The sequence below is a fragment of the Methylobacterium sp. BI1 genome (assembly GCF_056680125.1).
The window spans coordinates 3,685,405-3,709,435 of sequence record NZ_CM155267.1; the positions used below are offsets into that span (position 1 = coordinate 3,685,405).

Below are 24,031 nucleotides of genomic sequence, written 5' to 3' on the forward strand. Positions count from 1 at the left end.
TGATGACGTCTGAGCGCGCCAGTCATGCCAATCGCCAAAATGCTGTAAAGAGCACAGGCCCCCGTACACCCTCCGGGAAAGCGCAATCGAAACAGAATGCCCGTAAGCACGGCCTCTCGATTGTCGATCTTGATCCAGAGATGGAGTCGGAAATCGAACATTTGGCGGAGCTAATTGCCGACAGTGACGGCATTGCTGATGGGATTCTGGAGGCAGCCCGTGATACTGCTGAGGCGCAGGTTAAATTCCAGCGTGTACAAGCATTTAAGTCCGCAATGCTGCAGAGCGGAGTAGCAAACATAACATCGCAAGCCGAAGCAGGTCTAGGATCCCCGAACGATTTATTTCTGGAAATTTTTGACCAGCTTGAGAGATTGGATCGGTATGAAGCTCGAGCTTTGTCCCGACGGAAGTTTGCTTTCCGTCGGCTCCTCGAACGCATCAATCGAGAGGTCGGAACCTAGGTCATCGCGCTAGTAGCCCGGCTTGGTCTTCCTGTGCGAGTTTGAGGAGGTTCTGGCCGTAGGCGGTCTTGGCGAAGAGCTTGCCGCGGGCGATGAGCTGGTCCTTGCCGATGAAGCCCTGCAGGTAGGCGATCTCCTCCAGGCAGGCCACCTGCAGGCCCTGGCGGTGCTGGAGCGTGCGTACGAACTCGGCCGCCTCCAGGAGGCTGTCATGGGTGCCCGTGTCGAGCCAGGCATAGCCGCGGCTCATCCGCTCCACATGCAGCTGCCCGCGTTCGAGATAGGCCTCGTTGACGCTGGTGATCTCGAGCTCGCCCCGGGCCGAGGGCCTGACCGCCGCGGCGATGTCGAGGACCTGGTTGTCGTAGAAGTACAGCCCCGTCACCGCCCAGGGGCTCTCGGGCTCGATCGGCTTCTCGACGAGCCGCAGGGGCCGCCCGTCCGGGTCGAGGGTCACCACGCCGTAGGCCGAGGGATCGTCGACGTGGTAGGCGAACACCGTGGCGCCGCTCTCGCGCGCCCGGGCCTGAGCCAGCATCTCGCTCATGCCCGAGCCGAAGAACAGGTTGTCGCCGAGCACCAGGGCGACGCTGTCGTCGCCCACGAAGTCGCGCCCGATCAGGAAGGCCTGGGCCAGGCCCTCCGGCCGGGGCTGGATCGCGTAGCTGAAGGACAGCCCGAACTGCTCGCCGGTGCCGAACAGGCGCTTGTAGTTGTCCAGGTGCTCGGGCGAGGAGATGATCAGGATCTCGCGGATGCCCGCCAGCATCAGTACCGAGACCGGATAGTAGATCATCGGCTTGTCGTAGACCGGCAGCAGCTGCTTGTTGATCGACAGCGTGGCCGGGTGCAGGCGCGTGCCCGTGCCGCCGGCCAGAACGATCCCCTTCATGCCTGTGTCTCCGTCGTTGTCCGTTCAGGGCCGACCAGCCGGTCGAGGATGTCGTCGAGGGCATCTGCCCAGGGGCGCGGCTTCAGGCCGTAGGCGGCCGTCAGGCTCGCGGTCGACAGCACCGAATGGGCCGGGCGCCGCGCCGGGGTCGGGAAGGCGTGGGTGGGGATGGCGTCGACCGGCACGGAACGGCCGCCGCGCCGGGCCGCACCCGCCATGATGGCGCGGGCAAAGCCGCACCAGGTGGTGGCGCCCGCATTGACGAAGTGATGCGTGCCCGTGGGCGCGCTGGGATCGCGGGCCAGCGCCTGGGCGATCACCGCCAGGCCGGCGGCGAGGTCGCCCGCGCTCGTCGGGCTGCCGTGCTGGTCGTCGACCACGCTGAGGCGCTCGCGCTCGGCGGCGAGGCGCAGCATCGTCTTGACGAAGTTGCCCCGGTGCGGGCTCACCACCCAGGCGGTGCGGATGATGGCGTGGCGCGGGTTGGCACTGCGCACCGCGATCTCGCCGGCGGCCTTGCTCGCGCCGTAGACGTTCTGCGGGTCGATCGGCGTGTCGGGGGTGCAGGGGGCCGTCCCGCGTCCGTCGAAGACGTAGTCGGTGGAGACGTGGACGAGGGGGATGCCGGCCCGGGCGGTGGCGGCGGCCAGGAGCGCCGGCGCCACCGCGTTCAGGGCCCAGGCCGCGGCGATCTCGCTTTCGGCCTTGTCCACGGCGGTGTAGGCGGCCGCGTTGACCACCGCCCCGTAGGGGCGCGCGCTCAGGGCCGCCGCGATCGCGGCGGCGTCCGTGACGTCGAGCGCCGTGCGGCTCGGGGCGTGCAGGCGGGTGCCCGCCTCCCAGAGCGCGGGTGCCTGCAACTCGGTACCGACCTGGCCGGCGCCGCCGAGGATGAGGATGTCCATGGGCTCAGGTGCTCTGGGTGGGAGGAGCGCCTTGCGCGGGAGGAACACCCTGGCCGAGACCGAGGCGCTCGCCGGTGTAGCGGCCCTCGCGGATCGGGCGCCACCAGGCCTCGTTGGCGAGGTACCAGCGCACGGTCTCCTCCAGGGCCCGCTCGAAGTCCTTGGTCGGATGCCAGCCGAGCTCGGCCTCGGCCTTGGACGGGTCGATGGCGTAGCGCCGGTCGTGGCCGGGCCGGTCGGTGACGTAGGTGATCAGCCGGTCGTGGGGGGCCTGCTCCGGGCGCAGGCGGTCGAAGGCGGCGCAGAGCGCCTTGACGACGCCGAGGTTGTTGCGCACCGCGCGTCCGCCCAGGAGGTAGGTCTCGCCGATCCGCCCCTTCTCCAGCACCGCCACGAGGCCGCGGGCATGGTCCTCCACGTGGATCCAGTCGCGCTCGTTCAGGCCGTCGCCGTAGACGGGCAGCGGCCTGCCCTCCAGGGCGTTGAGGATCATCAGGGGGATGAGCTTCTCGGGGAAGTGCCGCGGGCCGTAGTTATTCGAGCAGTTCGTCACCAGGACCGGCAGGCCGTAGGTCTCGTGCCAGGCGCGGGCCAGGTGGTCGGAGGCCGCCTTGGAGGCCGAGTAGGGCGAGCGCGGGTCGTAGCGGCTCGCCTCCGTGAAGAAGCCGTCGGGCGGCAGCGAGCCGTAGACCTCGTCGGTGGAGACGTGCAGGAAGCGGAAGGCCGCCTTGGCCTCGCCGGCGAGCCCGTCCCAGTGGCTGCGGGCCCCGTCGAGCATGACCTGGGTGCCGACCACGTTGGTGCGGATGAAGGCACCCGGATCGGTGATCGAGCGGTCGACGTGGCTCTCGGCGGCCAGGTGCATCACGGCCTCGGGCCGGAACGCGGCATAGAGGGCGTGCACGGCCCCCGGGTCGCAGATGTCGGCCTCCACCAGGCGGTGGCGCGGGTTGTCCGCCAGCGGCTGGAGCGAGATCGGGTTGGCCGCGTAGGTCAGCGCGTCGAGCGTCGCCACGTCGTGCCCGAGCTCCTGCACCAGATGCAGGACCAGGGCCGATCCGATGAAGCCGCAGCCGCCCGTCACCAAGATGCGCATGGGATGAAAGATCTCTCGTGAAGGCGATCGGAAAGCGATCGCGGGGAACAGCGGAACCGGATCCGGTCGTATTCTGCCGCAAGAGCTTCAGAAAAGTGGCGGAAGATCGGCCAGGCGCGGGGCGATCCGGTCCTTGGCCGAGAGCTGGGCCTGCGCCTCGCTCACCGGCCAGGCGATGCCGAGCGCTGGATCGTTCCAGAGCAGGCCGCCATCGTGCTCGGGGCTGTAGACCCCGCCGGCGACCTTGTAGGCCACCATGGTGTCGGGCTCCAGGGTGCAGAAGCCGTGCCCGAAGCCGACCGGAATGTAGAGCTGCTCGCCGGCCTCTGCGTCGAGGCGCACGGCCACGTGCCGGCCGTAGGTGGGCGAGGCGCGCCGCAGGTCGACGGCCACGTCCAGGATGGCGCCGGAGAGCACCCGGACGAGCTTGGCCTGGGCCATGGGGGGGCACTGGAAATGCAGGCCCCGCACCGTGCCGCGCGGGGCGGAGAAGGACTGGTTGTCCTGGACGAAGACATCCGCGATGCCGGCGCGCGCCAGGATGTCCGCCCGGTACGTTTCCGAGAACCAGCCCCGCGCATCGCCGAAGCGCGTCGGCACCACTCGCCGGACCGCCTGAATCTCCGTCTCAATCACCTGCATGCTCGGGGGACCTCAAGATCACGAAGCTGTCCCGTCCTTGGCAAGTCTGAATCCCAGGCTGTCAAGGATCGGAGGGGATTTTCGAAGGGGCCGCGATGCGTCTGAGCCGTCGCAAGCCCGCGGCCCTGTTTCCGACACAGGACTTCGCGAGAGGGAACGGCGTTTGATGTTGACGGACGACCCACTCACCGCGGGGCAAAGCCCAGCTGAACTAGTCGAACTTTGCAGATAGAATTAGGATGACGCTGCTTTGTATGGGGGGTTCGGCAAATCTTTCTGGTGCCACTGCTTAATCACCTCACAACGGTTGGACTAACCCGCCCCACTAGCAGAGGCAGAATCCGGGATATCCACTGATATTGTAAGTATGGGTGTGAATTCAGACAGGAGCAGCTACCATGTTTCCCCTAGATGATTACGCTTCCAGGTATCATTGGAAATGCACGTGTAAATATAATCTGAATCGATTTTAATCTCACCCTTAGCACACGAAGAATTGCTAGACGAAGGCGTTCCAAACGGAATAACCAGTTTGTCTCTTATTTGCGCATTGCCTATGGCAACGATATTCGTGCCCGCGGCGATGGAAAGTGGTGAAACGCCAAGCGTAACATCGAAAACTCGATATTCGCCTGCTCCTCCTTTCCCAGTGATCCACTTAGCAGCGCCGGCGGCAGCAAATGTAAGATCCGACTGGCGTCCGCGAGCGCTGTCCCCGCTATCTATAGTTAAAGCTACGTTGAAATCTGCATTGTTACCGATTACATAATTGCTATTCTCATCTAATCGGGCTCGTATTAAATATCCGGGGGATGCGGCGTTGCTCATGTCAAAAACGGAATTATGTTTCCCGGGACCCACCTTGAGAACCGAATTACTATCCGAATTATCATAGATGAAGGAGGTCTGAAATGCTCGTACTGCGTCTGCTTTAAATGGGCCGGATCCTATAGCTGTGCCGTTTGGGTTGCTTTTGGCTAGAATGCCGACATCGGCAATGCGGCTCAGGGCTAGGCCAGTACTCCACCATCCGATCCCAGAATTATCGTTAGCCCAGGTTTCGATTGCTGATGTGATCCGACCAAGGGACCCGGACTGGGCAGTCAATTCGATGGCATTTTTCCTATTCGGCTCACCACCCCAGGGATCCGTCGAGGTGTTTGGATAGCCCGTCCCAGCTTCGACCTCGATCCCAGTGGTTCGAGCGTCGTCATAGCCTGGGCCGCATGCCGGCGCACTGCAAACCTGAGTGAAAACGTTTAAACCATAGAGCTTCTTTCTACCGTTCCCGTTTATCACCGCGATCGTGCCTCCAACTGTATCCCCCGCGGCAGGTGTGGCACTCGGATTGTCGCCGATCCAGATCTGCAAGCCAGCATTTTCGCCGGCGGGAGTCTCACCGATTGGATTGTTCCATACGTGCAGCGGACCTCGATTGCCTCGATCACCACTGGACGCGACCAATCCCATTGGATCGAGGCGTAAGCGTAAGCCTGCGAAGGCACCAAACAGCGGACTAGTCAGCCAGGACGCAAGGCTCTTGCCAGATGGCAGTAAATCAGTCCGCACTTGGAGATTAGATATATCGTCGATCGAGCTGTTAGGAATATTAGAAGGAGAAGGCCTTTCAGATTTCACGAGAACGAATTGAGAATCCAGTTTTTGCAGAATCAAACCGGGAGGACCTTTTATACTAATTTCTTCAGTTAAATTAAAATTCGGTAAAGCTTCTTTAGCAAGCGCTGAGTTTGATAAGCATGCTATGACCACAAGGATGATTGAATTGTTACGTTTCAAACGGCATCCGCATTTGATTGAGCAAATCATTGAATAGAACGCCCTTATCGTCTGGTTGTAATTCTTTACTGTTGATATGTTCACTTCGGAAGCTATAAATCCGAACAGCACGGCAACTCGGCAGCGCTTGCCACGAAAGCTATCCGTTGCGACGCGCCATTTTCGTGGTGGTTCCCGGTCTTGTCCGGGAATACGAGCTTAGCGAGATCAATCTCGGGCTCGCCCTTGAACCAGGCTAGGCGCGCCGCCTTCACGTACGTCTAATCCTACTGAGAGGTCTGGCTCGTGTTTGTAACGCGTGATACCGTGGCGCTTGAAAGAGCGGGACAGGTTGCTCACCTCGACCCGCAGACCACGTTCGGCAAGTCGAGCGCGTAGCTCGCGCAATAACAATTCGGGTTTAGGCTCAGAGGTCCGCCAGATCAGGCCAGCCTTGGCCTCTATGGTGTGCGGGCTCTGATCGCTGCACATCGGCTTGACCCATGTGAGTCCTTCCCGCACGAAGGCTCTGTACCAGCGCACGGCGCTGGCCAGACTGACCTCGAACAAACTAGTCGCTTTCCGGCAAGAGCCGCCTGCCCCAATCTTCACCAGGACGCGTTCACGCAAATCGACCGTCAAGGCTGAGGGCATCCAACTCTCCCCCTCGGAAAGCCGCGCATCGAAACACATTTACGGCGCGCTTGAAACCCGAATCGATTCAAGCCAAACGAACACCGCTCTACGCACTGACCTTTGGGTGTTTGTGAACGGCGTGGTCGTTCACAATGGCGTAGACGATCTTGCCCGCCGGACTCGCAGCCTCGACCGCATCCCGGCAAGCGGATGAACTCCTGATACCGGTGGCGCTGCATCCAGCGGCCGATCACCTTGCCCTCCGGGACGTCCAGAGCGGCAAACAGGGTCGTCGTGCCATGGCGCTTGGAGTCGTGGGTTCGCGTCATCGGCTGGCCCAGCTTCATCGGCAACGGACCCTACGTGCGGGCGAGCGCCGGAATTGGGCTTTTCTCGACGAACGAGAGCACGACGGCGCGGGCGGGTCGACGTAGAGCCCAACGACCTCGCGCAGTTTGGCGGTAAAGGCCGGTTCAGTGGAAAGCTTGAACTGCCGAACCCGATGCGGCTGCAGGCCATGCCCGCGCCAGATCCGCTGCACCGACGAGATGCTGATAGCCGTGAGCTTGCTCATGGCGGAAGCCGTCCAATGCGGGATCTCGCCGGGCGGAGCCCATTTCGTCCGGGTAAGCACACGCGCCGCCACCTCTGATCCGAGCGGCGGGAGCGCCGGTCATGCGTTGTCCCGTAGGAGCCTGTAGCCGCCCTCCTGCCCAAAGCGTCCCTGGTTGCGCCAGACCGCTGTCTTGGACTCGCCTACCTCATGCACGACCGCGTGCGTCCCGAGCACATTGGCGCGCAACTCAACGATGCAGGCCCGTCAGACGTGCTTCTGTGGCGTGTTTCGATACGAGAAGCGTGCTTCGACCCGAAGGCGTTCCGAACTTGAGAGCATGAAGGAGATGCCACTGCGCATCCCGCTAGACTCGCGGGACGGGCCTCAACCGAAATTGCGGACGGCCTCAATCGTCAGACCTCAACCACTAGCGCTTCTGGCAGATATCTGACCTATGTGGTGTAAACGGATGCCACAGCCTCGTTCGTGATGTGCGTCCGAGATCTTAAGGGAAGAAGCGAGATAGTATGTCGTATCACCTTGATGCCGCTGCCAAACTTTATGAGCATTATTTCGCTAGAGGGCAAGCTTATTGGGAGCGCTCTCCAGAAATAAGGAAGAGATTTCCGGTAAGAGATAGAGCAGATTTCTGGCGCCATATTGACGTTGAAGCAATACTATATATTCGTGAAATCCAAGATGTTGCCGTTGCTTTCCCGCCTTGGAGGGAAATGAGTACGGTCGGTGGTGAGACTGATCTTCGTATTTTTCTCGGCGTCGGTCGAGACTGCTATGACCTGCTGCACCGGTACATGGTGCTCGAAAACGGCCGAAAGCGCATCTTGGATTTTGGCGTTGGCTGCGGACGTACCGCGCGCCATTTCTATCGTGATTTAGCGACCACTGAAATGTTTGGTTGTGATGTAGATGGAGACGCGATTCGATTTCTTGACAAACAAGTCGAATTTATCCATGCGGATAAATCCAACAATCTTCCGCCACTCGACTATGGTAGTGAATTTTTCGATTATGTTTATAGCATCTCCGTATTTACGCATCTAAACGAAGTTGCATTTCGAGCTTGGTCATTTGAGATTGCCCGAGTATTAGTGCCTGGAGGAAGAGCTCTTATTACGCTGCACGGTTCTACTGCAATCAAAAAAATGGAAGAGCCCGGTCGTATTCAGTCTATCAATGTAAGTGAAGAGAATTATAATTTTCAAAAGCAGAATTTCGAAAGCAAAGGCTTTTTTTGGGCTCCTCAGGTTGCTGGTTCATCGGACATCGACACAGAGCAATACGGTATCTCATTTCTGGATGAGCGCCAGCTAGCCAATTTCTTGCCTCCCAATTTAGAGGTTGAAACATATGAAGCGGGTGCGATTTCAGGCTGGCAGGACTTGGTTGTTCTTCGTAAAATTTAGTATTCAATCAAATCTATTTTAGCGCTTAGTGGTATAGGGCTGTGCACAAATAGAGAGATGGACACGACAAAAAATATCAAAACTTAAGATAATAAAAATTGGCTACTTTAAGACGTAATAATATATCGTCTGACTGTTCCAATTTTTTGATTTGTTAGAATGGAAAGAAGCTTTGATAGAATCATCTCAGATGTGATAAATAAAAACAATATATGTACCGTTCAGCTTAATAGATAAACTAAAAGGATTCGGGTCGTAATGTGTTATATGGGTATATAATGATAGCCATAGCTGTTTGACCCTGGTTTAAGTATCGTTTCTGTGGATCGGAAAATTGTCTTTTAGCGGTTGCGGACAATAATTCTAAATTTTGATTGATAAACAGGAGGCGAAATATGTCGTATAACTTGCCAATGGCCTTGTTGCGCTACGAGCACTATTTTGCGAGAGGACAGCTTTATTGGTCGCGTGCGGCAGATATCATGGAACGTTTCCCGGAACGTGACAAAGAAGATTTTTGGCGCTTTATAGATACAGAAGGGATTCTATATTTGCGTGAGATCCAAGATGTAGCCGTGGTATTTCCTCATTGGAGAGAAATGAGCTCGGAGACTGGCGAGACTGACCTACGTACTTTCTTAGCTTGCGGCCGCGACTGCTATGATTTGCTTCGCAGGCACATCGAATTTGGCGAGGACCAAATTCGCGTTTTAGATCTTGGCGTAGGAGGCGCACGTACCGCGCGACATTTTTATCGAGACTTGAAGAGAGTCGAACTATTCGGTTGTGATCATCGTGCCGACTTGGTTCGGTTTCTAGACGAAAATACTGACTTCATTCATCTACAAAAAGTAAATTCTCTTCATCGACTTCCTTATGAAAATAACTATTTCAAGTATATTTACAGTTTTTCTGCGCTTCTGCATGTCTCAAGTATTTCGCTTCAACAGTGCCTCCACGAACTAACTCGCATATTGACAACAAATGGCAAAGCTCTGATAGCTTTATATGCGTATTCAGACGAGAAGGCGAGCAGGAGCAAAGAGCCTTTCCGGGTGGCAGGCGAACATCAAACCTCCACTCCAGAATTCCTTCTGCAAGTTTTGCCGTCGCAGATGGAAATCGACGTATACGAAGCTGGTGTTGTTCCTGGAGGACATGATTTAGCTGTAATTCGTAAGATTTGATACAGGCCGGTGGGGACTTATAAGATATTTCGGTAAAATGGCCGTTTTGATCAAACATAATCAAATATTCTATTGCTTGCTAATCTATGGTGATCAATTTCCTTTGGATGATCCATCGTTGAGGTTGGAGTCAGGAATGATGGGAGTTCCCAAATCCTGTCTCGGCCAAGAGGAGACCTTGCAATGCTCCTTGCGTGCGGGTGGTGCCGTGATTTTTGATGCTGTCGGCGTTTAGGAGACTCGAATGGGTCAGGCAAGGTTCTTCGATCTGGATGTGTATCGGCGTGGGGAAAGGGCTCTGACGCACTCTCACTCTTCATCGAGGCGCAAGGCCAACCTGGCGAGCTTGCAACACGTCGATCTTGCCGCGTCCGTACATTTGACGCTTCATGAGCTTGAGTTTCTTGATCGGCCTTTCCATCTGTCTTTCCGACCATGGCAACGTTATGGCGGTCTGAGCCGCAGCTCGGTCCTGGCCGACGCCGCAGTCGAACCAGGCGACGAGGCCTGTGCAGGCACGCACGAGCCATGCTCCGAGCCTGTCTGTGGCCATCGCTCGGACCATTGATTTGGAAAGCGCCGACTGGACACCTCGAAATACCTCCTTCCGTACGGGGCGGTGTCGTGATTCCCTGATGCTGTCGGCGTTGGGGAGACTCGGATGGGTCAGCCAGGGTTCTTCGATCTGGATGAGCGCTATCAGCGCCTGTCGGAGAACGGCGACCCGGTGGTGAAGCTCGCGGCGCTGATCGACTTCGAGGCGTTCCGGCCGAAGTTGGCGACTGCACTGAAGCGGTCCGATGGGTCGAAGGGTGGCCGCCCGCCCTACGATCCGGTGCTGATGTTCAAGATCCTGATCCTGCAGACGCTCTACACGCTCTCGGACGACGCCACAGAGTTCCAGATCCGAGACAGGCTGTCGTTCATGCGCTTCCTCGGCCTCGGATTCGAGGATGCCGTGCCCGACGCCAAGACGGTGTGGCTGTTCCGGGAGCACCTGACCCGGGCCGGCGCGATCGAGGAGCTGTTTGCCGCCTTCGACGCCTGGCTGAAGGGCAAGGGTTACCTCGCGATGTCGGGCCAGATCATCGACGCCTCGATCATCGCGGCTCCGCGTCAGCGCAACACCGATGCGGAGAAGGCGGATCTGAAGGAGGGCCGGATCCCGGAGGCGTGGGCGGCCAAGCCGAAGAAGCTCGCTCAGAAGGATCGCGACGCCCGCTGGACCCTGAAGCGGGCCAAGGCGCGCCCGGCGAAGGCGGACGGCACGAAGGCCAGGGTCGAGATCGCCATCCCGATGTTCGGCTACAAGACGCACATATTGATCGACCGCAGGCACGGCTTCGTCCGCCGCTTCACCGTCACCAGCGCGGCCGCTCACGACGGGGCGCAACTGGCCAACGTCCTCGATCCGGCCAACACGGCGAGCGACGTCTCTCGCCGATACCGCCTACCGCTCGAAGGCCAACGAAGCTCATCTGGCCAAGCATGGCCGGCGCTCGAAGATCCACTTCCGGCGACAGCCTGGCCTCGATCTGACGCCGGCGCAGCGCAAGGCCAACCGCGTCCGCTCCAAAGTCCGCTCGGCGGTCGAGACGGTGTTCGCCGGCCAGAAGCACCGCTTCGGCCTGTTTGTGCGCACCGTCGGCCTAGCCCGGGCCCGGACCAAGATCGGGCTCGCCAACCTCGCCTACAACCTCAAGCGCTTCCTCTGGATCGACGGCCGGCCAGTGGCGGCCTGAGGGACGCTCGGGATAGCCACTTGAGCCCGTTCACGACTACCGCCAGATTACTAGCGTCCGGACCCATAAGGGTGGCGCGGACGGCGTAGGTGTGATTCACGGCTCCCATGGGAGGGGCCGATGGATCAGTTCTGGCTGACGGACGAGCAGTTTGCGCGGATCGCGCCGCACCTGCCCACCGACACGCGGGGCAAGGAGCGCGTGGACGACCGGCGGGTGATCAGTGGTATCGTCCACGTGCTCAAGTCTGGCGGCCGCTGGACGGACGCGCCGCGGGACGTCTACGGGCCGAAGAAGACGCTCTACAACCGCTTCGTGCGCTGGGCGGCCAAGGGGGTCTGGGTCGGGTTATTCGAGACACTGTCCCAGGCCGGCGGGCCGCCCTCCCAGGTGCTGATCGACTCCACCGCCGTGAAAGCCCACCGCTGCGCCGCCGGGGGTAAAGGGGGGAGCAAAACCAGGCCATCGGCCGCTCGCGGGGCGGGCGCACGACCAAGATCCACGCTCTCACCGACCGCGCCTGCCGCCCGCTCGCCTTCCTGCTGACTGGCGGGCAGGTCGCCGACTGCAAGGCCGGTGCGCTGCTGCTCGAACGCCTGCCCGCCTGCCGCGTCGTGCTGGCTGACAAGGGCTACGACAGCGATGCCATCCGCCGACAAATCGAGGCGGCCGGAGCCGCGCCCAACATCCCGCCCAAGGTCAACCGGCGCTGGAAGCCGTGCTTCTCGCCTGTGCTCTATCGGGGCCGCAACAGCATCGAGCGGATGTTCGGTCGCCTGAAAGACTTCCGCCGCATCGCTACGCGCTACGACCGCTCGGCGGTCAACTACCTCGCCGCCGTCTGCCTCGCCGCGACCGTCAGCTACTGGTTATGAGTCCGGACGCTAGAACGCCAGTTCAATCACGCCAAAGCTGCGAGTGGCGTCAAATCGACGGCCAAACCCCGCAATCACGGGATTCTCCGAGGTGTCCAAGCGGAACCGGGGGTCGTGTCCCAGGCGGTGGTGTAGCTGGGGGTGGTCATCGGCGGTTGCCGGGTAGGGTCGGGTTGCGACGACCAACCCCGAACCCGAGAGATCCCGGATGACCGACGAGATCACGGCCCTGCGCGGGCTGATGGAGAAAAGTGCCGACGCCGATCTACTTCGTGAGATGATCGGTTTTGCAGCCGAGCGCCTGATGGAGCTGGAAGTGGGCGGCCTGACCGGCGCGGCCCACGGCGAGAAGAGCGCCGAGCGCAGGGTCCAGCGCAATGGGTATCGCGACCGGGACTGGCAGACGCGGGCTGGCACGGTCGAACTGCGCATCCCGAAGCTGCGCAAGGGCTCGTACTTCCCCGGCTTCCTGGAGCCGCGCCGGATGGCCGAGAAGGCGCTGACGGCGGTGATCTAGGAGGCCTACATCCAGGGCATCTCGACCCGCTCGATCGACGACCTCGTCCAGACAGGGCACCCATCGCGGCAAGCCGCGATAGGGACCCTCCATGGGCGGCACGGGCGTGTCGAAGAGCCAGGTCTTGCGCCTGTGCCAGGAGATCGACGAACGGGTCGGCGCGTTCCTCGACCAACCCATCGAAGGCGAGTGGCCGTATCTCTGGATCGACGCGACCTACGTGAAGGTCAGGAGCGAGGGCCGGATTGTCTCGGTCGCCGTCATCGTGGCGGTCGGCGTCAACAGCGACGGCCGAAGGGAAGTGTTGGGCATGGACGGCGGACCCTCCGAGGCCGAGACGCATCGGACCGCCTTCCTGCGCAAGCTCGCCCGGCGCGGTTTGCGAGGCGTCAAGCTGGTGATCTCGGATGCGCACGAGGGCATCAAGGCCTCGGTGGCCAAGGTGATGAACGTCACCTGGCAGCGTTGCCGGGTGGGGCTGTTGAAGAACTCGCCTTTGGGCTCAGCAATAGGTGGGTTCAGGTCGAGGCCGGACGGGGAATCGCGCCCAGCCACCAAAAAGCGCGGGGCGTTGCTCTGCTGCGCTGACGAGAAGTCTATGCGCCGCAAAAGCCGGGCAAAAAGCAGGAGAAGCGCGGCCGCGAGCAGCTTCAGGTTCACGGCTGCTGCCGTCAGGAAGGCTTGGATGCGCATGTTCTGCAAGCCGCGCCGAACCGCTCAGGCGAGGCCGTGCCAAGTTTTGGTCTCGCCATGAAAGCCCTCGGAACGCCAGCGATGGCGGCGGTAGAGGCGCTTATCGTCTTCCGACCAGCACTCGCGTCGTCGGCGCGCCCGCAACAGTGCCGGGTAGTCCTCGCTCATCACGATGGCTTTGTTGACGCGCCCCTTGGACAGGCACAGGGCGGCAAGGTCGCACCGTTTGCAGTCCCGCGCCCTTGAATAGAAGAAGCGTCCATGCACGACAGGCTGAGTCGGGCGCAGGATGCGCCCGCGAGGGCATTTGACGATGTCGTTTCTGACATCGTAGCGGAAGCGGCGCAGCGGTACGGGACTGCGGATTGGTTCAGCCTTGGCTGGGATGACGGCATCGATGCCACGCCGCTCCAGGCCACCGTAGACCTTGGCATAGGCATAGCCCTTGTCCGCCGTGGTCGTGACGATGGCCGTTCCGGTGGTGACAACCGTCGCATCGAGACGCTCCAGGACGACCTGTCCCTCGTTCGTCTCGCCCGTGGTGACCTCGACATCGAGCACCATGCCTCGGACGTCGTCGACGACGGCGTGCTGCTTATAGGAGGGTTCGAGCCGACGGTTGCGTACCGACATCGCCATGCTGGCATCGGGATCGGTGACGCAGACCTTCTTGAAGCGGCCTGTCTGCTTGGTGTCCCGCCGCGCCTCGGCCACGGCGGCGTCGCCATTAGCCGTGGCCACGGCGTCGACATGCCGGCTCGCCATGCTGTCCCAGCTCACGTCGGCCCAGATCAGCGACGCGTCGACATGCACCACCTCGCCGGTGGCAATCCGCGCCGCCATGCAAGCGCGTACCGTCTGCTGAAAGATGCGTTGGAAACGCTCAGCGCCCCAGCGTTGGCGGATGCGGGTCAGCGAGGAATGATCGGGCAGCGTCTCGTGCAAGCCGTAGCCTGCGAACCAGCGGATCGCCAGATTGACCTGTGCCTCGCGCATCAAGCGCCGGTCATGCACCAGGCCGAGCAGAAAGCCGGCCAGCATGAGGCGGAGCGCCGCTTCCGGATCGATCCCGGGCCGGCCATTGTCAGGGCAGTACAGATCGGCAACCTTGCCCCGCAGCCAGGACAGGTCGAGCACCCGGTCGACCCGGACTAGGATGTGATCTTTGGGCAGCAACTGCCGGAGCGAGCCGGTGATGAACAACTCGCCCTGATCGCGTTCCTTGTGCCCCAGCATGCCGGCCTCCAGACCACCACCTCGGCAGTGAATCAGCCGGCCACCCCCTCGGCAAACAAGGATGAGGGTTTATTAACAGCCCCCGGGTGCACTTCATGAGGAACGTGCTCGCCCATGCCGGCCGCAGCGGGCGGCGGGTCGTCTCGGCCTTCATCGCCACCGCCTTCGCCCAGGATGATGCCGAGGCAGCCCGTCAGCAATGGCGGCGGGTGGCCATCGATACGTTCCTCATCGATCGGCATCAGCGTAGATGGCATATCGTGCTCATAGCGGGCGCAGCCTCAGCCGGGTGAGTACGTTAAATCGACGGCCAGCTTCCCTCGATCACGAGGTTCTTCGAGGTGTCCACTGGCCGCGTCTTCCTTGACCGGACCTCGGCCAAGACTACTGTGGCCCGCGCGTAGACGCTACGAAAAGGGTGAGTCCTTAGAAGAACCTAAACGAATTTGATTTATAGTTAATTATATACCCACCCTCAACAAATTCAGTTGTTAGAAAGAACGAATCTAATTTGAGTTTAAAGGCAAATGGTCCAAGCTCCAATCAAAAGTCCGGCGGATTCCATCCTCCAAACCAATTGTAGGCTTCCACAGAAGGTTACGCTGGATCGATGTCGAGTCAAGAATGTTTACCGGAACATCACTTGTCCTTGCCGGTTGGTAATCAACATCTATGTAAAGACCGGTTGCAGACCTCACAGCGTCAACGACCTCCGCGACACTCACACCTATTCCAGATCCGACGTTGAACAAATGTTCTGTGCCCTCGTAAGTCGCCGAAGCGACCAATGCAGAGACAACGTCGTCAATATAGAGGAAATCGCGAATTACACTGCCGTCACCCCAAATTGTTAAAGGAACTCCATTTCTACCGGCGCTGATGATTGTTCCGATTAGTCCCTGGCCTTTTGCACCTACCTGATAGGGTCCGTAAGGATTTGAAATTCGGAGAATCACAGACTTGAGACCGAGATACCGAGCAAAAATCTCAAGATATTTTTCGGAGACAAGTTTCCCTACTCCATAGCAGGAGATCGGGTTAACTTGACTCGACTCGCTGAGCATTCTCTCGCCACTGAGCCCATAGACCGTTCCCCCGGACGAAGTGAAAATGAGACGCTCGACACCAGCAACAACCGATAGTTCGGCGAGCTGAAGAGTTGGTTCCACGTTCTCACGAAGATCAGCTAATGGATTTGTATTGAAACGTGCTGGACTAGAGGTAGAGATCAGATGAAAAACGATAGCTTGCCCTTGTAAAACACGGGAAATAAACTCTCGATCCGTAAAATTGCCCCGTACCCAATCAATGTTACGTGTGTTGCGCTGTTCCTCGGAGATTGCACGATGCCAAACTGCTCGAACCTGCGCGCCCTGAGAAAGAAGGTTCCGACACAGATTCCAGCCAATGAAACCCGTTGCTCCAAGTACTAGACACGACTTACCTGAAAGAATTTGGGCCGTCATGCTCATCCTCGTTCCAGTGGAACATTCATGTTATTCTGTGAGATCAATCGATCCCATATCTCTTTATACTGCCGGGAAACGGTGCTGGCCGAAAAGCGCTGAAGAACCTCTTTGCGACTGCTTAGCGCGTTCGTCGTAGCTTCCGAAAGTTTATCGAGCCAATGAAGATACGCCAGCCACACCTCGTCGTCTGAGGCAAGTGCATCTACAACACTTCCAGAATTGTACTCATCGAGAACGAGCTTGATGTCGCCCACATCAGTGGCAAAAACCGGACGTCCGAGCGCTAATGCCTCCAAAAGAACGATTGGTAAGCCTTCAAAGGAAGACGTTACAATAAGACCGTCGATCTTATTCATCATCGCCCAAGAGTCGTCATAATAGCGAATCCGAATCACATTCGTTAGATTATAAGTAGAAATATACAAGTCGCATTCACTGCCAAGTTCTCCGTCACCCACCAGTATAAATTGGTCTTCATACTTCTCTTGCAATGATCGCCGCGCGAGCGCAAGGAAGCGCAGTGGCTGCTTTTGCGACGTCAATCTACCAATGAATGCAAAACAACGCTGGCTCGGGTCAGCACCTGCGTCGGCTTTCAACGACTTTATCTGGTGAGCATTTGCCAAAGGGTGATTCAGCTTGGCTGTGTCGATTGCACTATAGATCAGGCTCACTCTATGAGGCGGGATTCGAATTTCAGAGATGAACTTTCGCTTAATACGAGTATTGATTGCAATAAAATGATCGAAAGATTGAATGCCAGGATCGTTGTATCGATTTATCCAACCATGATCGGTGTCATAAACCTGCTGATCTATGATAGGAGTTTGTGAGAAAATGCGACGTAAATCTTCGGCGTTATCAGCAAGCCACGGCGACCCATTGCAAATCCACACAATATCGGGTTTATACCAGGATTCAACCATCGCTAACAGTGCAGTGTGTTGGGACCGGTCGCAGATCTCGGCAAAGTCGAGTACAGGTACACCGATAGCATCAAGTTGATAGTGCAAAGATCCTTGATGCAGTGATTGCCATTCGGTAGTGATAACCAAAAACCGGTAATGATCTCGCAAAATACGTATTATTTCAATCGTGTTCCGTTCAACACCTCCGACTGCGAGAAACATAGGAAGTACTAGTATTAGAGGTTTAGAAGGAGCTCCTGGAGAGGGAGGTTCAACGGCGCGCGGCTTCGCCGGCGTTTTGGCATCACCGAACCAGACATCAGAACCTGAAATCCGGGCGTTTTCGAAGCCTGCTATAGAGCTGAGATGTTTTAAATTTTCAATGCTTTCTTCGCGGGGCGCACAGCGAATGATTCGGCCCCGTACGGCCATGCCACTCACATCTTTGCCGGAGAACAGAGGAGCTGCTTTCGAATTGAAGATGCCGCTTAAACGTTCATTTGCACCAACTGTTACCAATGGGGTATCTGCCAAAGAATTGGAAATGATCACAAAATCATAAGAACCCCACTGGAGTGAGATTGCACCATTTTCTGCGGCTCTAAATGGTATAATTTCACCGGATCGAAAAGCGTATTGCGTCGAATTTCCAGTGAGTTCTATAGATGTCATATCATTGTTCGGTGGAATTGAGTAATATTCCTGCTGCCTGTTCCAACCAAAATTTGAGATCCCAATATTTGTAGTAGAATCTATGGAAAAGATGTCACGAGGGACGTATCGGCTAAGATGTCGGTTTGACGCAAGCGCGGTACGACATATGAGATTATCTTCAACTTCTGGGTATTCGGACAATACTTTACTAAAAAAACGCAATATTTCACCATCAACATGACCTGAAGCTTCTTTGATTGTATTCGTATCATGAACTCGGTACTTAGCAGAGTAGGAGCGGCTGAAATAAATTTTTCCAACGATTGCCGCTCTCAGTGCAAAGTCCCAATCATGTGAATATCTCAAATCACGGAAGCCCCCTAACTCCTGGAACAGTGATTTTCGAAAAATCATATTTGTCGTCGTTGCGAAAAAATTCTGACTGCAGAGTGCGGCCAGCATAACTTCCCTTTTTTCCAGATCCTTGGGATCGACAGCTTCCGGAAATGGATACTCTGGGTCGTATAGACCCCGCTTTTCGCCAATTACTCTACTTTCATGATCTATAATTAGTAGAGACCCTCCTATAAGACCGGCGTCAGACATGCGTGAAATAGCCTGAGCAGTCTCAAACCTTCCAGGTGCAAACTCGTCATCCGAATTAAGGACAGCAATCCAATTATTGGATGCAAGTGCACAGAGTTGGTTAATTCTATTGTGGGCGCCCCAATTTTCACGTGCGCCCGTAGTAATATCCTGTATAAGTTCTGGGTACTGTGTTGCTAGATTGGCGATAATGTCAGGTGATCCGTCGCTGGATCCGTCATCGACGAGCAAGATTTCTGTCACCAATTGGGACTGCATTGCGGAACGAACGGCGTCGCGAACATACTTTGCATGATTATAAACAGGAATTGCAACTGTAAACATGTCTTCGCCTTCTATATAGTTGGATAGTCTTCAAGGGGTTCAAATAGACCTGAATAAACGAATTCGGACGCGCTCAGTTCGTGATTTATCGTTCTACGCATCCGAGCGATGAATTTATTAAGTATAAACTGGTAGCCATTTGCCAAGTTCATCTCGAAATCTGTTTGAGCAGCAATGAATCCTTGATAGAACGTTGCTTCAAACACGGCATGGAGTAAATCATCGTGCCAGGCTTCGTTGCCAAGAATACTGTTCCGTTCGATCAATCGAGCCCAGGACTTTAAGCCCTCAATTAAGGAAAGACAGTCAGAAATAACCACTGGGTCACTGGTTTTCCTGGGTTTGTTTAGTTGGTCAACAATCGATTTTAGACCAAGAGGCTCAGCAGCGGCATGAGTTTTTATAAATACTTCAGCCATAAGGCCTGCATTAAACTGTCTTTTAAGAAATCCGTCAACAGTGTATGAGTGTATATGCTGGCCGACGCTCGTAGGGTCATAAAAGATTTTGAAACCTCCGGGTTGATGCGCAAGTCGGTAAGCCAGCTCTGTGTCTTCAAACCCATAAAGTTCAAACTTAGGACTGAAACCGTCGGTTTCCCAGTTTCCGATCAAGGTTCGTTTCACTGATACGTTTGCTGTGTAGAAAAATCTCCAGTCGATGAATGAGCATGGAGTTAGGTCGGCATATCCAAATTGTTCGCCCGAGCGCCCTTGGATATGTCGCATGACATGGTTCACATCTATTTTGTCGTTGTTGGGCCATACACATTTCCCAAGAACGGCGAAACGATCTGATTTATACGTTTTGTGTAAGCGGGCATGAGTTTCAAAAAAATCTTCGTTGGTTGGTTGAATATCATCTCCGAGAAAAAGAATAACCTCCTTTGTCGCCAAAGAGGCACCGATGTTCCGTGCTAGTCCAGGACCACCGTTTTTAACAGTGCGATATTTGATATTGTCATATTTGGCAGCGAGGTCTTCCAGTATCTGGTCTGTTGCGTCTTTAGAGCCATCGTTGACTATAATAAATTCAATATCTACTGTTGCCGAGCACTTTTGGCCCAATTCTATAGTTTCCCGCAGCAGCTCGCCGCGATTGTATGTTGGAATCACCACTGATAGGGATGCTAGAGGGGAGTTGTTGGTGTTGGTGTTGGTGTTGGTTTTTCGAGTTGGAATTAAGCGGCGACCTTCCGCACGTCCGTGGAGGACGTAATGCTCAAGTGCTCCAATCTTAGCGTTAGCGACGTCTGGGTGAGCGGATAAGTATGCTCGTGTATTAAATGCGCGTGAAGGATTCAGACTCTCTCTGTCGCCGTGTAGAACGAAATGAATGAGGCTGTTCATACCGGCTGATGCAACATGCGGGTACTTCTCACGATAGTATTTCTCGTCGAAATATGGTGAGGGATTTGAATGTTCATCTGCTCCGTAGTTCAAATAGTGATTGAGCGGCTCGACACCCAGTTCTAATACGTCGGGACGTTGTAGAAAGTAGTGTTTGACGTCAAATAGAGGATGTGGATTGAAGCCTTTTTTGGAACCATATTTCAGATAGTGTAGTAGAGCTGGTTCGTCTAACGAACCTGTTTGTGAAAGATAGTAACGCGTGTCGAATATCGGATGAGGGTTATATTGACTTTTCCACCCACTGGATAAATAATGTTGGACGCTGCTAATACCTGCTCCAATATTTACATTGTTTATGTGATGGTAATATTCGCTGTCAAAAAGCCCTGATTCTAAGATTTGCTTTACACTTCCTTCACTCGAACTTGTGTTTACTTTTTTCGCCTTCAATTTATTCATAATCCTGTGATAAACGTAGGGGGTCATCAGGGTGAATCCATGCCTGGTGTGGCCTAAGGCCTTTTGATTTCCGTCGAGTGGTGGAGGTATCATGTAATGTGCATGCAGCCAACACGGACGTATCACTAGAATTATGTCTGCGTATATATCAAGCAATCTATCCTTTTAATATTTGTATATTAGCTTGCTCTGAGCAGGCATACTTATATATGCGTAATATTAGATTAATATAACCTCTGAGAAATTTGTAGGGTAGGATTATTTTTTTCGACCATTCTTGCGGTTAGCATAAGTCAAAGCAAGTGATAAAATATAATAACGTTTTTTTAAAGTTATATTTTTCGTTTGGCATAGATTGCGAATGTCAGTCGGGATTATCGGGTGGAATCGTGGGGACAAAGACACGGCGCTCGCTGCGTTGCTATAAGAACGTCATTTATAAATTTGAGCTTTCATGTGGTGCTGTAGTGATAATACTGGCTCGCTCGGCCGCCTTTCTGTCTGGAGAAGGCGCAAACTCGAGCTTGAGGGATTGATAATGCATGGATGCTCTCATGCCCGGCGACCTTTGTGCGGTGATCGCGCCGCTCCTGCGACCTCACCCGGAGGAGCTGAGCGACGGTCGTCCGCGTGCTTCGGATCGCTCCGCTTTGGCCCGCATTATTTTGGTGCTACGCTCCGGCATGCAGTCGAAGCACGTGCTCCGAATCGTTTTGGGCTGCAGCTGTAAGGCGAGTTAGGAGCGCGTTCGGGTAATCCTCTCGACGGCAGGACCTGGAGGTGGCTCACTCTACTCATGGCCAAGGTGTTTCGCTCCTGGGATGTCGATCAGGGCTGGTTGTTGCCGCCCTCGCTGGACGAGTTCGTGCCGCGTGGGCACATGGCGCACTTCGTTCGCGACACGGTGCGGGAAGCGCTCGACCCTTAGCAGGGTGTTGAAGAAGCCGGCCAGCGGCGGGCGATGAAGGGGATTTCGTCGCCGCGGTGGACGCGGATTTCGCCTCGAAGCGATCCGTCAGCCTGGAGCTCAGCCGATCCAGCGCCGCAGACCGGGTCCATCTCGTCATTGCCGTTCCAGTCGAACGCAACGGCGGCACGATCACTCCCGTGGCCGGCTCCGCCAGCGAAAGCCCCGGTGACACACCCGGAAGCGAACTCGCCGCGGCCGTTCTCGAATAGGATATAGGCTGGCTCGACCATGTCGGCATAGTCGTCCTCGTAGCCGGGCAGCTCGACGATCCGCAACTTGCCCAGGACGCTCACGCCAGAGCTCCAAGCAGCTTTGGCAGACGGACCAGGTTGTAGGCCGCTGCCGTTAAAGTGAAGGCCCATCCGACCTTGTCGCGGCCTACGAAGCGGGTCTTGCGCAGTCCGCCGACGGTCTTGATCCAGCCAAAGCCTTCCTCGATGCGCTTGCGAATCTTCTGGCTCCGACCGTAGCCGGCATGGCGGGTGGTTCGTCCGTCGATGGAGGAGCGGCGGCGGTTAGTGTTCCGGGCCACGTGCGCGCGCACGTTCATCGACCTGAGCTCGTTGACGAAGTCTTCAGCGTCATAGGCCTTGTCGGCACCCACCGAGATCGCCCTGGGTCGATCCGCCCTCGGCTCAATCATCGACGACGCCGCGATCCGCTCGGCGTGATCGTTCGCCGAGGTCAGGCGGGTGTCCACGATCAGGCCCGAGCGGTTCTCCATCAGGGTGTGGCCGATGAAGCAGAGCTTGGCCTCCATTCCCGGACCCTTGCGGTAGAGGCGGGCTTGCGGGTCCGTGGTGCTCGCGTGGGTCTCGTTCGAGCGCGTCTGATCCCTGAAGTCGACCTCGGCATTACGCCCGTCGGCGGAGGGCGACGGGTCTTCCTCGTGATTGGTGCCGCCCTGATCCTTCGGCTTAAAGCTCTTCATCGAGGCCCATGCCTCGATCAGCGTCCCGTCGACGCTAAAATGGTCGCTGGACATAAGCCGCTTCACGCAGGGTTGAGCCAGCACGGCGGCCAGGAACTGGGCCGCGATCTCGCCGGCCAGAATCCGGTCCCGGTTCCGGGTGAAGCTCGAATGATCCCAGGCCTGATCGTCGATGCCCAGACCTACGAACCAGCGGAACTGGGATTGGGATTGCCCCGGTTTGGTGGACACCGAGAACGCTTTCGCGTGAGGTGTTTGTCCAATGCCAAAGAGCCGTCCCCCTTACCCCATCGAGTTCCGCCGACAGATGGTCGAGCTGGCCCGCGCCGGCCGTGATCCGAATGATCTGGCTCGCGAGTTCGAGCCCTCCGCGCAGGCCATCCGCAACTGGGTGGCCGAGGCCGATCGTAGCGAAGGCCGGCGTGAGGCGAAGCCGCCGCCTGCCGATCCAGGCCTGACGGTCGCCGAGCGCGACGAGCTCGTCCGGCTTCGGCGTGAGAACCGACAACTCAAGCTGGAGCGCGATATCCTCTCTCGCGAGACGGCCTGGTTCGCTCGGGAGACCGAGGTTCTCCCGTCGGGGTCTTCCGGTTCATGAACGCGAACCAGGCCGACTTCCCCATCGCCGCCATGGCGCGTATGCTCGGCGTGTCGAAGGCCGGGTACTATGCCTGGGTCGACCGCCAGCCCTCGGCGCGACGGTTGGCAGACACAGCCCTGCTGAAGCGGATCCGCACCGTCCATCTCGGCTCGCACGAGACCTATGGTGCACCGCGCGTCCACGCCGATCTACGCGACCAGGGTGAACGGCATTCCCGCAAGCGCATTGCCCGGCTGATGCGCGAGGCCGGGCTCGTAGGAACCAGCCATCGGCGTAGTGGGCCTGCCACGACGCAGCGGGATCGAGAGGCGCGACCGGCCCCCGATCTCGTCGACCGCAACTTCGCAGCCGCCGCCCCGAACCGGCTCTGGGTGGCCGACATTACCTACGTGCCCACGGCGGCTGGATTCCTTTATCTCGCGGTGGTGCTCGACGCCTTCAGCCGCCGGATCGTCGGTTGGGCGATGACTAATCACCTGCGCTCGGAATTGGTCTTGGACGCTCTGGAGATGGCCGTCACCCAGCGCAGGCCCCGCAGCGTGATTCACCACTCCGATCAGGGCTCGCAATACACGTCGCTGGCCTTCGGCAATCGCTGCCGGGAGGCGGGCGTGCGACCCTCGATGGGCTCGGTCGGCGATGCCTACGACAACGCCATGGCCGAGAGCTTCTTCTCGACCCTCGAATGTGAGTTGCTCGCCCGCCGCCGCTTCCGCTCGAAGGCCGAGGCCCGGATGGCCTGCTTCAGCTACATCGAGGGCTTCTACAATCCGCTACGCCGGCACTCGGCGCTCGGCTACCGCTCGCCCGCCGCCTACGAAAACGAGACCCTCCTGCACCCATTGCCTGAGCCCCTGCTCAGCCAAGCCCCCTGAACCGTCCACAGAAACGGCGCAATCCCACCCTTCGACCCGTCGGACCGCTTCAATGCGATGGCTAGCTTCGGTCGGAAAGCCTCGAAGTCGATCAAGGCCGCGAGCTTCACCAGCGGGTCGCCGTTCTCCGACAGACGCTGATAGCGCTCATCCAGATCGAAGAACCCTGGCTGACCCATCCGAGCCTCCCCAACGTCGACAGCGTCAGGGGATCACGACCCCGCCCCGCGCGGAAGGGGTA

The 24,031-nt window shown here is 57.4% G+C and carries 16 protein-coding genes and 7 pseudogenes; 10 read left to right on the top strand and 13 right to left on the bottom strand.

Annotated elements, in window-relative coordinates; translation table 11 throughout:
• Positions 1-2 precede the first annotated feature (2 nt).
• Positions 3-464: a hypothetical protein gene (locus AC1MGR_RS17435; RefSeq protein ID WP_480232371.1), complete on the top strand. Its 462-nt coding sequence runs from the start codon at positions 3-5 to the stop codon at positions 462-464.
• Between the two features lies 1 nt (position 465).
• Here AC1MGR_RS17435 and rfbA read toward each other — a convergent pair whose 3' ends face one another.
• The 6 genes from rfbA to AC1MGR_RS17465 form a co-directional block, all read right to left on the bottom strand.
• The gene (rfbA, locus tag AC1MGR_RS17440) at positions 466-1,356 is read right to left on the bottom strand and encodes a glucose-1-phosphate thymidylyltransferase RfbA (protein ID WP_480232372.1); all 891 of its coding nucleotides are present in this window, start codon (positions 1,354-1,356) and stop codon (positions 466-468) included.
• The gene (rfbD, locus tag AC1MGR_RS17445; protein ID WP_480232373.1) at positions 1,353-2,261 is read right to left on the bottom strand and encodes a dTDP-4-dehydrorhamnose reductase; all 909 of its coding nucleotides are present in this window, start codon (positions 2,259-2,261) and stop codon (positions 1,353-1,355) included. The genes rfbA and rfbD overlap by 4 nt, the downstream gene beginning before the upstream one ends.
• A gap of 4 nt (positions 2,262-2,265) precedes the next feature.
• The gene (gene rfbB / locus AC1MGR_RS17450; protein ID WP_480232374.1) at positions 2,266-3,357 is read right to left on the bottom strand and encodes a dTDP-glucose 4,6-dehydratase; all 1,092 of its coding nucleotides are present in this window, start codon (positions 3,355-3,357) and stop codon (positions 2,266-2,268) included.
• A gap of 87 nt (positions 3,358-3,444) precedes the next feature.
• Complete coding sequence (gene rfbC, locus AC1MGR_RS17455) at positions 3,445-3,999, bottom strand: dTDP-4-dehydrorhamnose 3,5-epimerase (RefSeq protein WP_480232375.1); 555 nt, start codon at positions 3,997-3,999, stop codon at positions 3,445-3,447.
• 393 nt (positions 4,000-4,392) lie between these two features.
• Positions 4,393-5,907: a hypothetical protein gene (locus AC1MGR_RS17460; protein ID WP_480232376.1), complete on the bottom strand. Its 1,515-nt coding sequence runs from the start codon at positions 5,905-5,907 to the stop codon at positions 4,393-4,395.
• 847 nt (positions 5,908-6,754) lie between these two features.
• On the bottom strand, positions 6,755-6,985 hold the full coding sequence (locus AC1MGR_RS17465) for a hypothetical protein (RefSeq protein ID WP_480232377.1): 231 nt from the start codon (positions 6,983-6,985) through the stop codon (positions 6,755-6,757).
• Positions 6,986-7,494: 509 nt separating this feature from the next.
• Between AC1MGR_RS17465 and AC1MGR_RS17470 the strand changes: the two genes are divergently transcribed.
• Both AC1MGR_RS17470 and AC1MGR_RS17475 read left to right on the top strand, forming a co-directional pair.
• Positions 7,495-8,391 carry a class I SAM-dependent methyltransferase gene (locus AC1MGR_RS17470; protein WP_480232378.1) on the top strand — a complete coding sequence of 299 codons (897 nt, stop codon included), beginning with the start codon at positions 7,495-7,497 and terminating at the stop codon, positions 8,389-8,391.
• A 395-nt stretch (positions 8,392-8,786) separates the two neighbouring features.
• On the top strand, positions 8,787-9,578 hold the full coding sequence (locus AC1MGR_RS17475; RefSeq protein ID WP_480232379.1) for a class I SAM-dependent methyltransferase: 792 nt from the start codon (positions 8,787-8,789) through the stop codon (positions 9,576-9,578).
• Between the two features lie 316 nt (positions 9,579-9,894).
• Here the strand turns inward: AC1MGR_RS17475 and AC1MGR_RS17480 are convergent.
• Positions 9,895-10,171: pseudogene (locus tag AC1MGR_RS17480) on the bottom strand (ISL3 family transposase); the annotation flags it as partial.
• A 68-nt stretch (positions 10,172-10,239) separates the two neighbouring features.
• On the opposite strand from AC1MGR_RS17480, the pseudogene AC1MGR_RS17485 reads away from it, so the two are divergent.
• The 3 genes and pseudogenes from AC1MGR_RS17485 to AC1MGR_RS17495 all read left to right on the top strand — a co-directional run.
• A pseudogene (locus tag AC1MGR_RS17485) lies at positions 10,240-11,320 on the top strand (IS5 family transposase).
• Between the two features lie 120 nt (positions 11,321-11,440).
• A protein-coding gene (locus AC1MGR_RS17490) for an IS5 family transposase (RefSeq protein WP_480232369.1) occupies positions 11,441-12,195 on the top strand; the annotation gives its coding sequence in 2 pieces (ribosomal slippage) (positions 11,441-11,771 and positions 11,771-12,195; 756 coding nt in all).
• A gap of 208 nt (positions 12,196-12,403) precedes the next feature.
• Positions 12,404-13,205: pseudogene (locus AC1MGR_RS17495) on the top strand (IS256 family transposase); the annotation flags it as partial.
• A 101-nt stretch (positions 13,206-13,306) separates the two neighbouring features.
• Here AC1MGR_RS17495 and AC1MGR_RS17500 read toward each other — a convergent pair.
• Positions 13,307-14,641: pseudogene (locus AC1MGR_RS17500) on the bottom strand (transposase); the annotation flags it as partial.
• Positions 14,642-14,724: 83 nt separating this feature from the next.
• Between AC1MGR_RS17500 and AC1MGR_RS17505 the strand changes: the two are divergent.
• Positions 14,725-14,856: pseudogene (locus tag AC1MGR_RS17505) on the top strand (transposase); the annotation flags it as partial.
• A gap of 291 nt (positions 14,857-15,147) precedes the next feature.
• Here the strand turns inward: AC1MGR_RS17505 and AC1MGR_RS17510 are convergent.
• The 3 genes from AC1MGR_RS17510 to AC1MGR_RS17520 are packed head-to-tail and all read right to left on the bottom strand — an operon-like array spanning position 15,148 to position 20,440.
• Positions 15,148-16,113: an NAD-dependent epimerase/dehydratase family protein gene (locus AC1MGR_RS17510; RefSeq protein ID WP_480232380.1), complete on the bottom strand. Its 966-nt coding sequence runs from the start codon at positions 16,111-16,113 to the stop codon at positions 15,148-15,150.
• Positions 16,110-18,602: a glycosyltransferase gene (locus AC1MGR_RS17515; RefSeq protein ID WP_480232381.1), complete on the bottom strand. Its 2,493-nt coding sequence runs from the start codon at positions 18,600-18,602 to the stop codon at positions 16,110-16,112. The genes AC1MGR_RS17510 and AC1MGR_RS17515 overlap by 4 nt, the downstream gene beginning before the upstream one ends.
• Positions 18,603-18,613: 11 nt before the next feature.
• On the bottom strand, positions 18,614-20,440 hold the full coding sequence (locus tag AC1MGR_RS17520; RefSeq protein ID WP_480232382.1) for a glycosyltransferase family 2 protein: 1,827 nt from the start codon (positions 20,438-20,440) through the stop codon (positions 18,614-18,616).
• Between the two features lie 515 nt (positions 20,441-20,955).
• On the opposite strand from AC1MGR_RS17520, the pseudogene AC1MGR_RS17525 reads away from it, so the two are divergent.
• Together AC1MGR_RS17525 and AC1MGR_RS17530 are read left to right on the top strand one after the other, a co-directional pair.
• Positions 20,956-21,150, top strand: a pseudogene (locus tag AC1MGR_RS17525) (IS5/IS1182 family transposase); the annotation flags it as partial.
• Between the two features lie 59 nt (positions 21,151-21,209).
• On the top strand, positions 21,210-21,341 hold the full coding sequence (locus tag AC1MGR_RS17530; RefSeq protein ID WP_480234933.1) for a hypothetical protein: 132 nt from the start codon (positions 21,210-21,212) through the stop codon (positions 21,339-21,341).
• Here the strand turns inward: AC1MGR_RS17530 and AC1MGR_RS17535 are convergent.
• Both AC1MGR_RS17535 and AC1MGR_RS17540 read right to left on the bottom strand, forming a co-directional pair.
• On the bottom strand, positions 21,338-21,676 hold the full coding sequence (locus AC1MGR_RS17535; protein ID WP_480232383.1) for a hypothetical protein: 339 nt from the start codon (positions 21,674-21,676) through the stop codon (positions 21,338-21,340). The two genes, AC1MGR_RS17530 and AC1MGR_RS17535, sit on opposite strands and share 4 nt — an antisense overlap.
• A pseudogene (locus AC1MGR_RS17540) lies at positions 21,673-22,512 on the bottom strand (IS5 family transposase); the annotation flags it as partial. The gene AC1MGR_RS17535 and the pseudogene AC1MGR_RS17540, both read right to left, overlap by 4 nt.
• A 64-nt stretch (positions 22,513-22,576) precedes the next feature.
• Here AC1MGR_RS17540 and AC1MGR_RS17545 point away from each other — a divergent pair.
• Positions 22,577-23,790 (top strand): IS3 family transposase gene (locus AC1MGR_RS17545; RefSeq protein ID WP_480232384.1). Its coding sequence is split into 2 segments (ribosomal slippage): positions 22,577-22,856 and positions 22,856-23,790, totalling 1,215 coding nucleotides; the frame shifts between segments, so codons are not numbered across the junction.
• Positions 23,791-24,031: the final 241 nt, after the last annotated feature.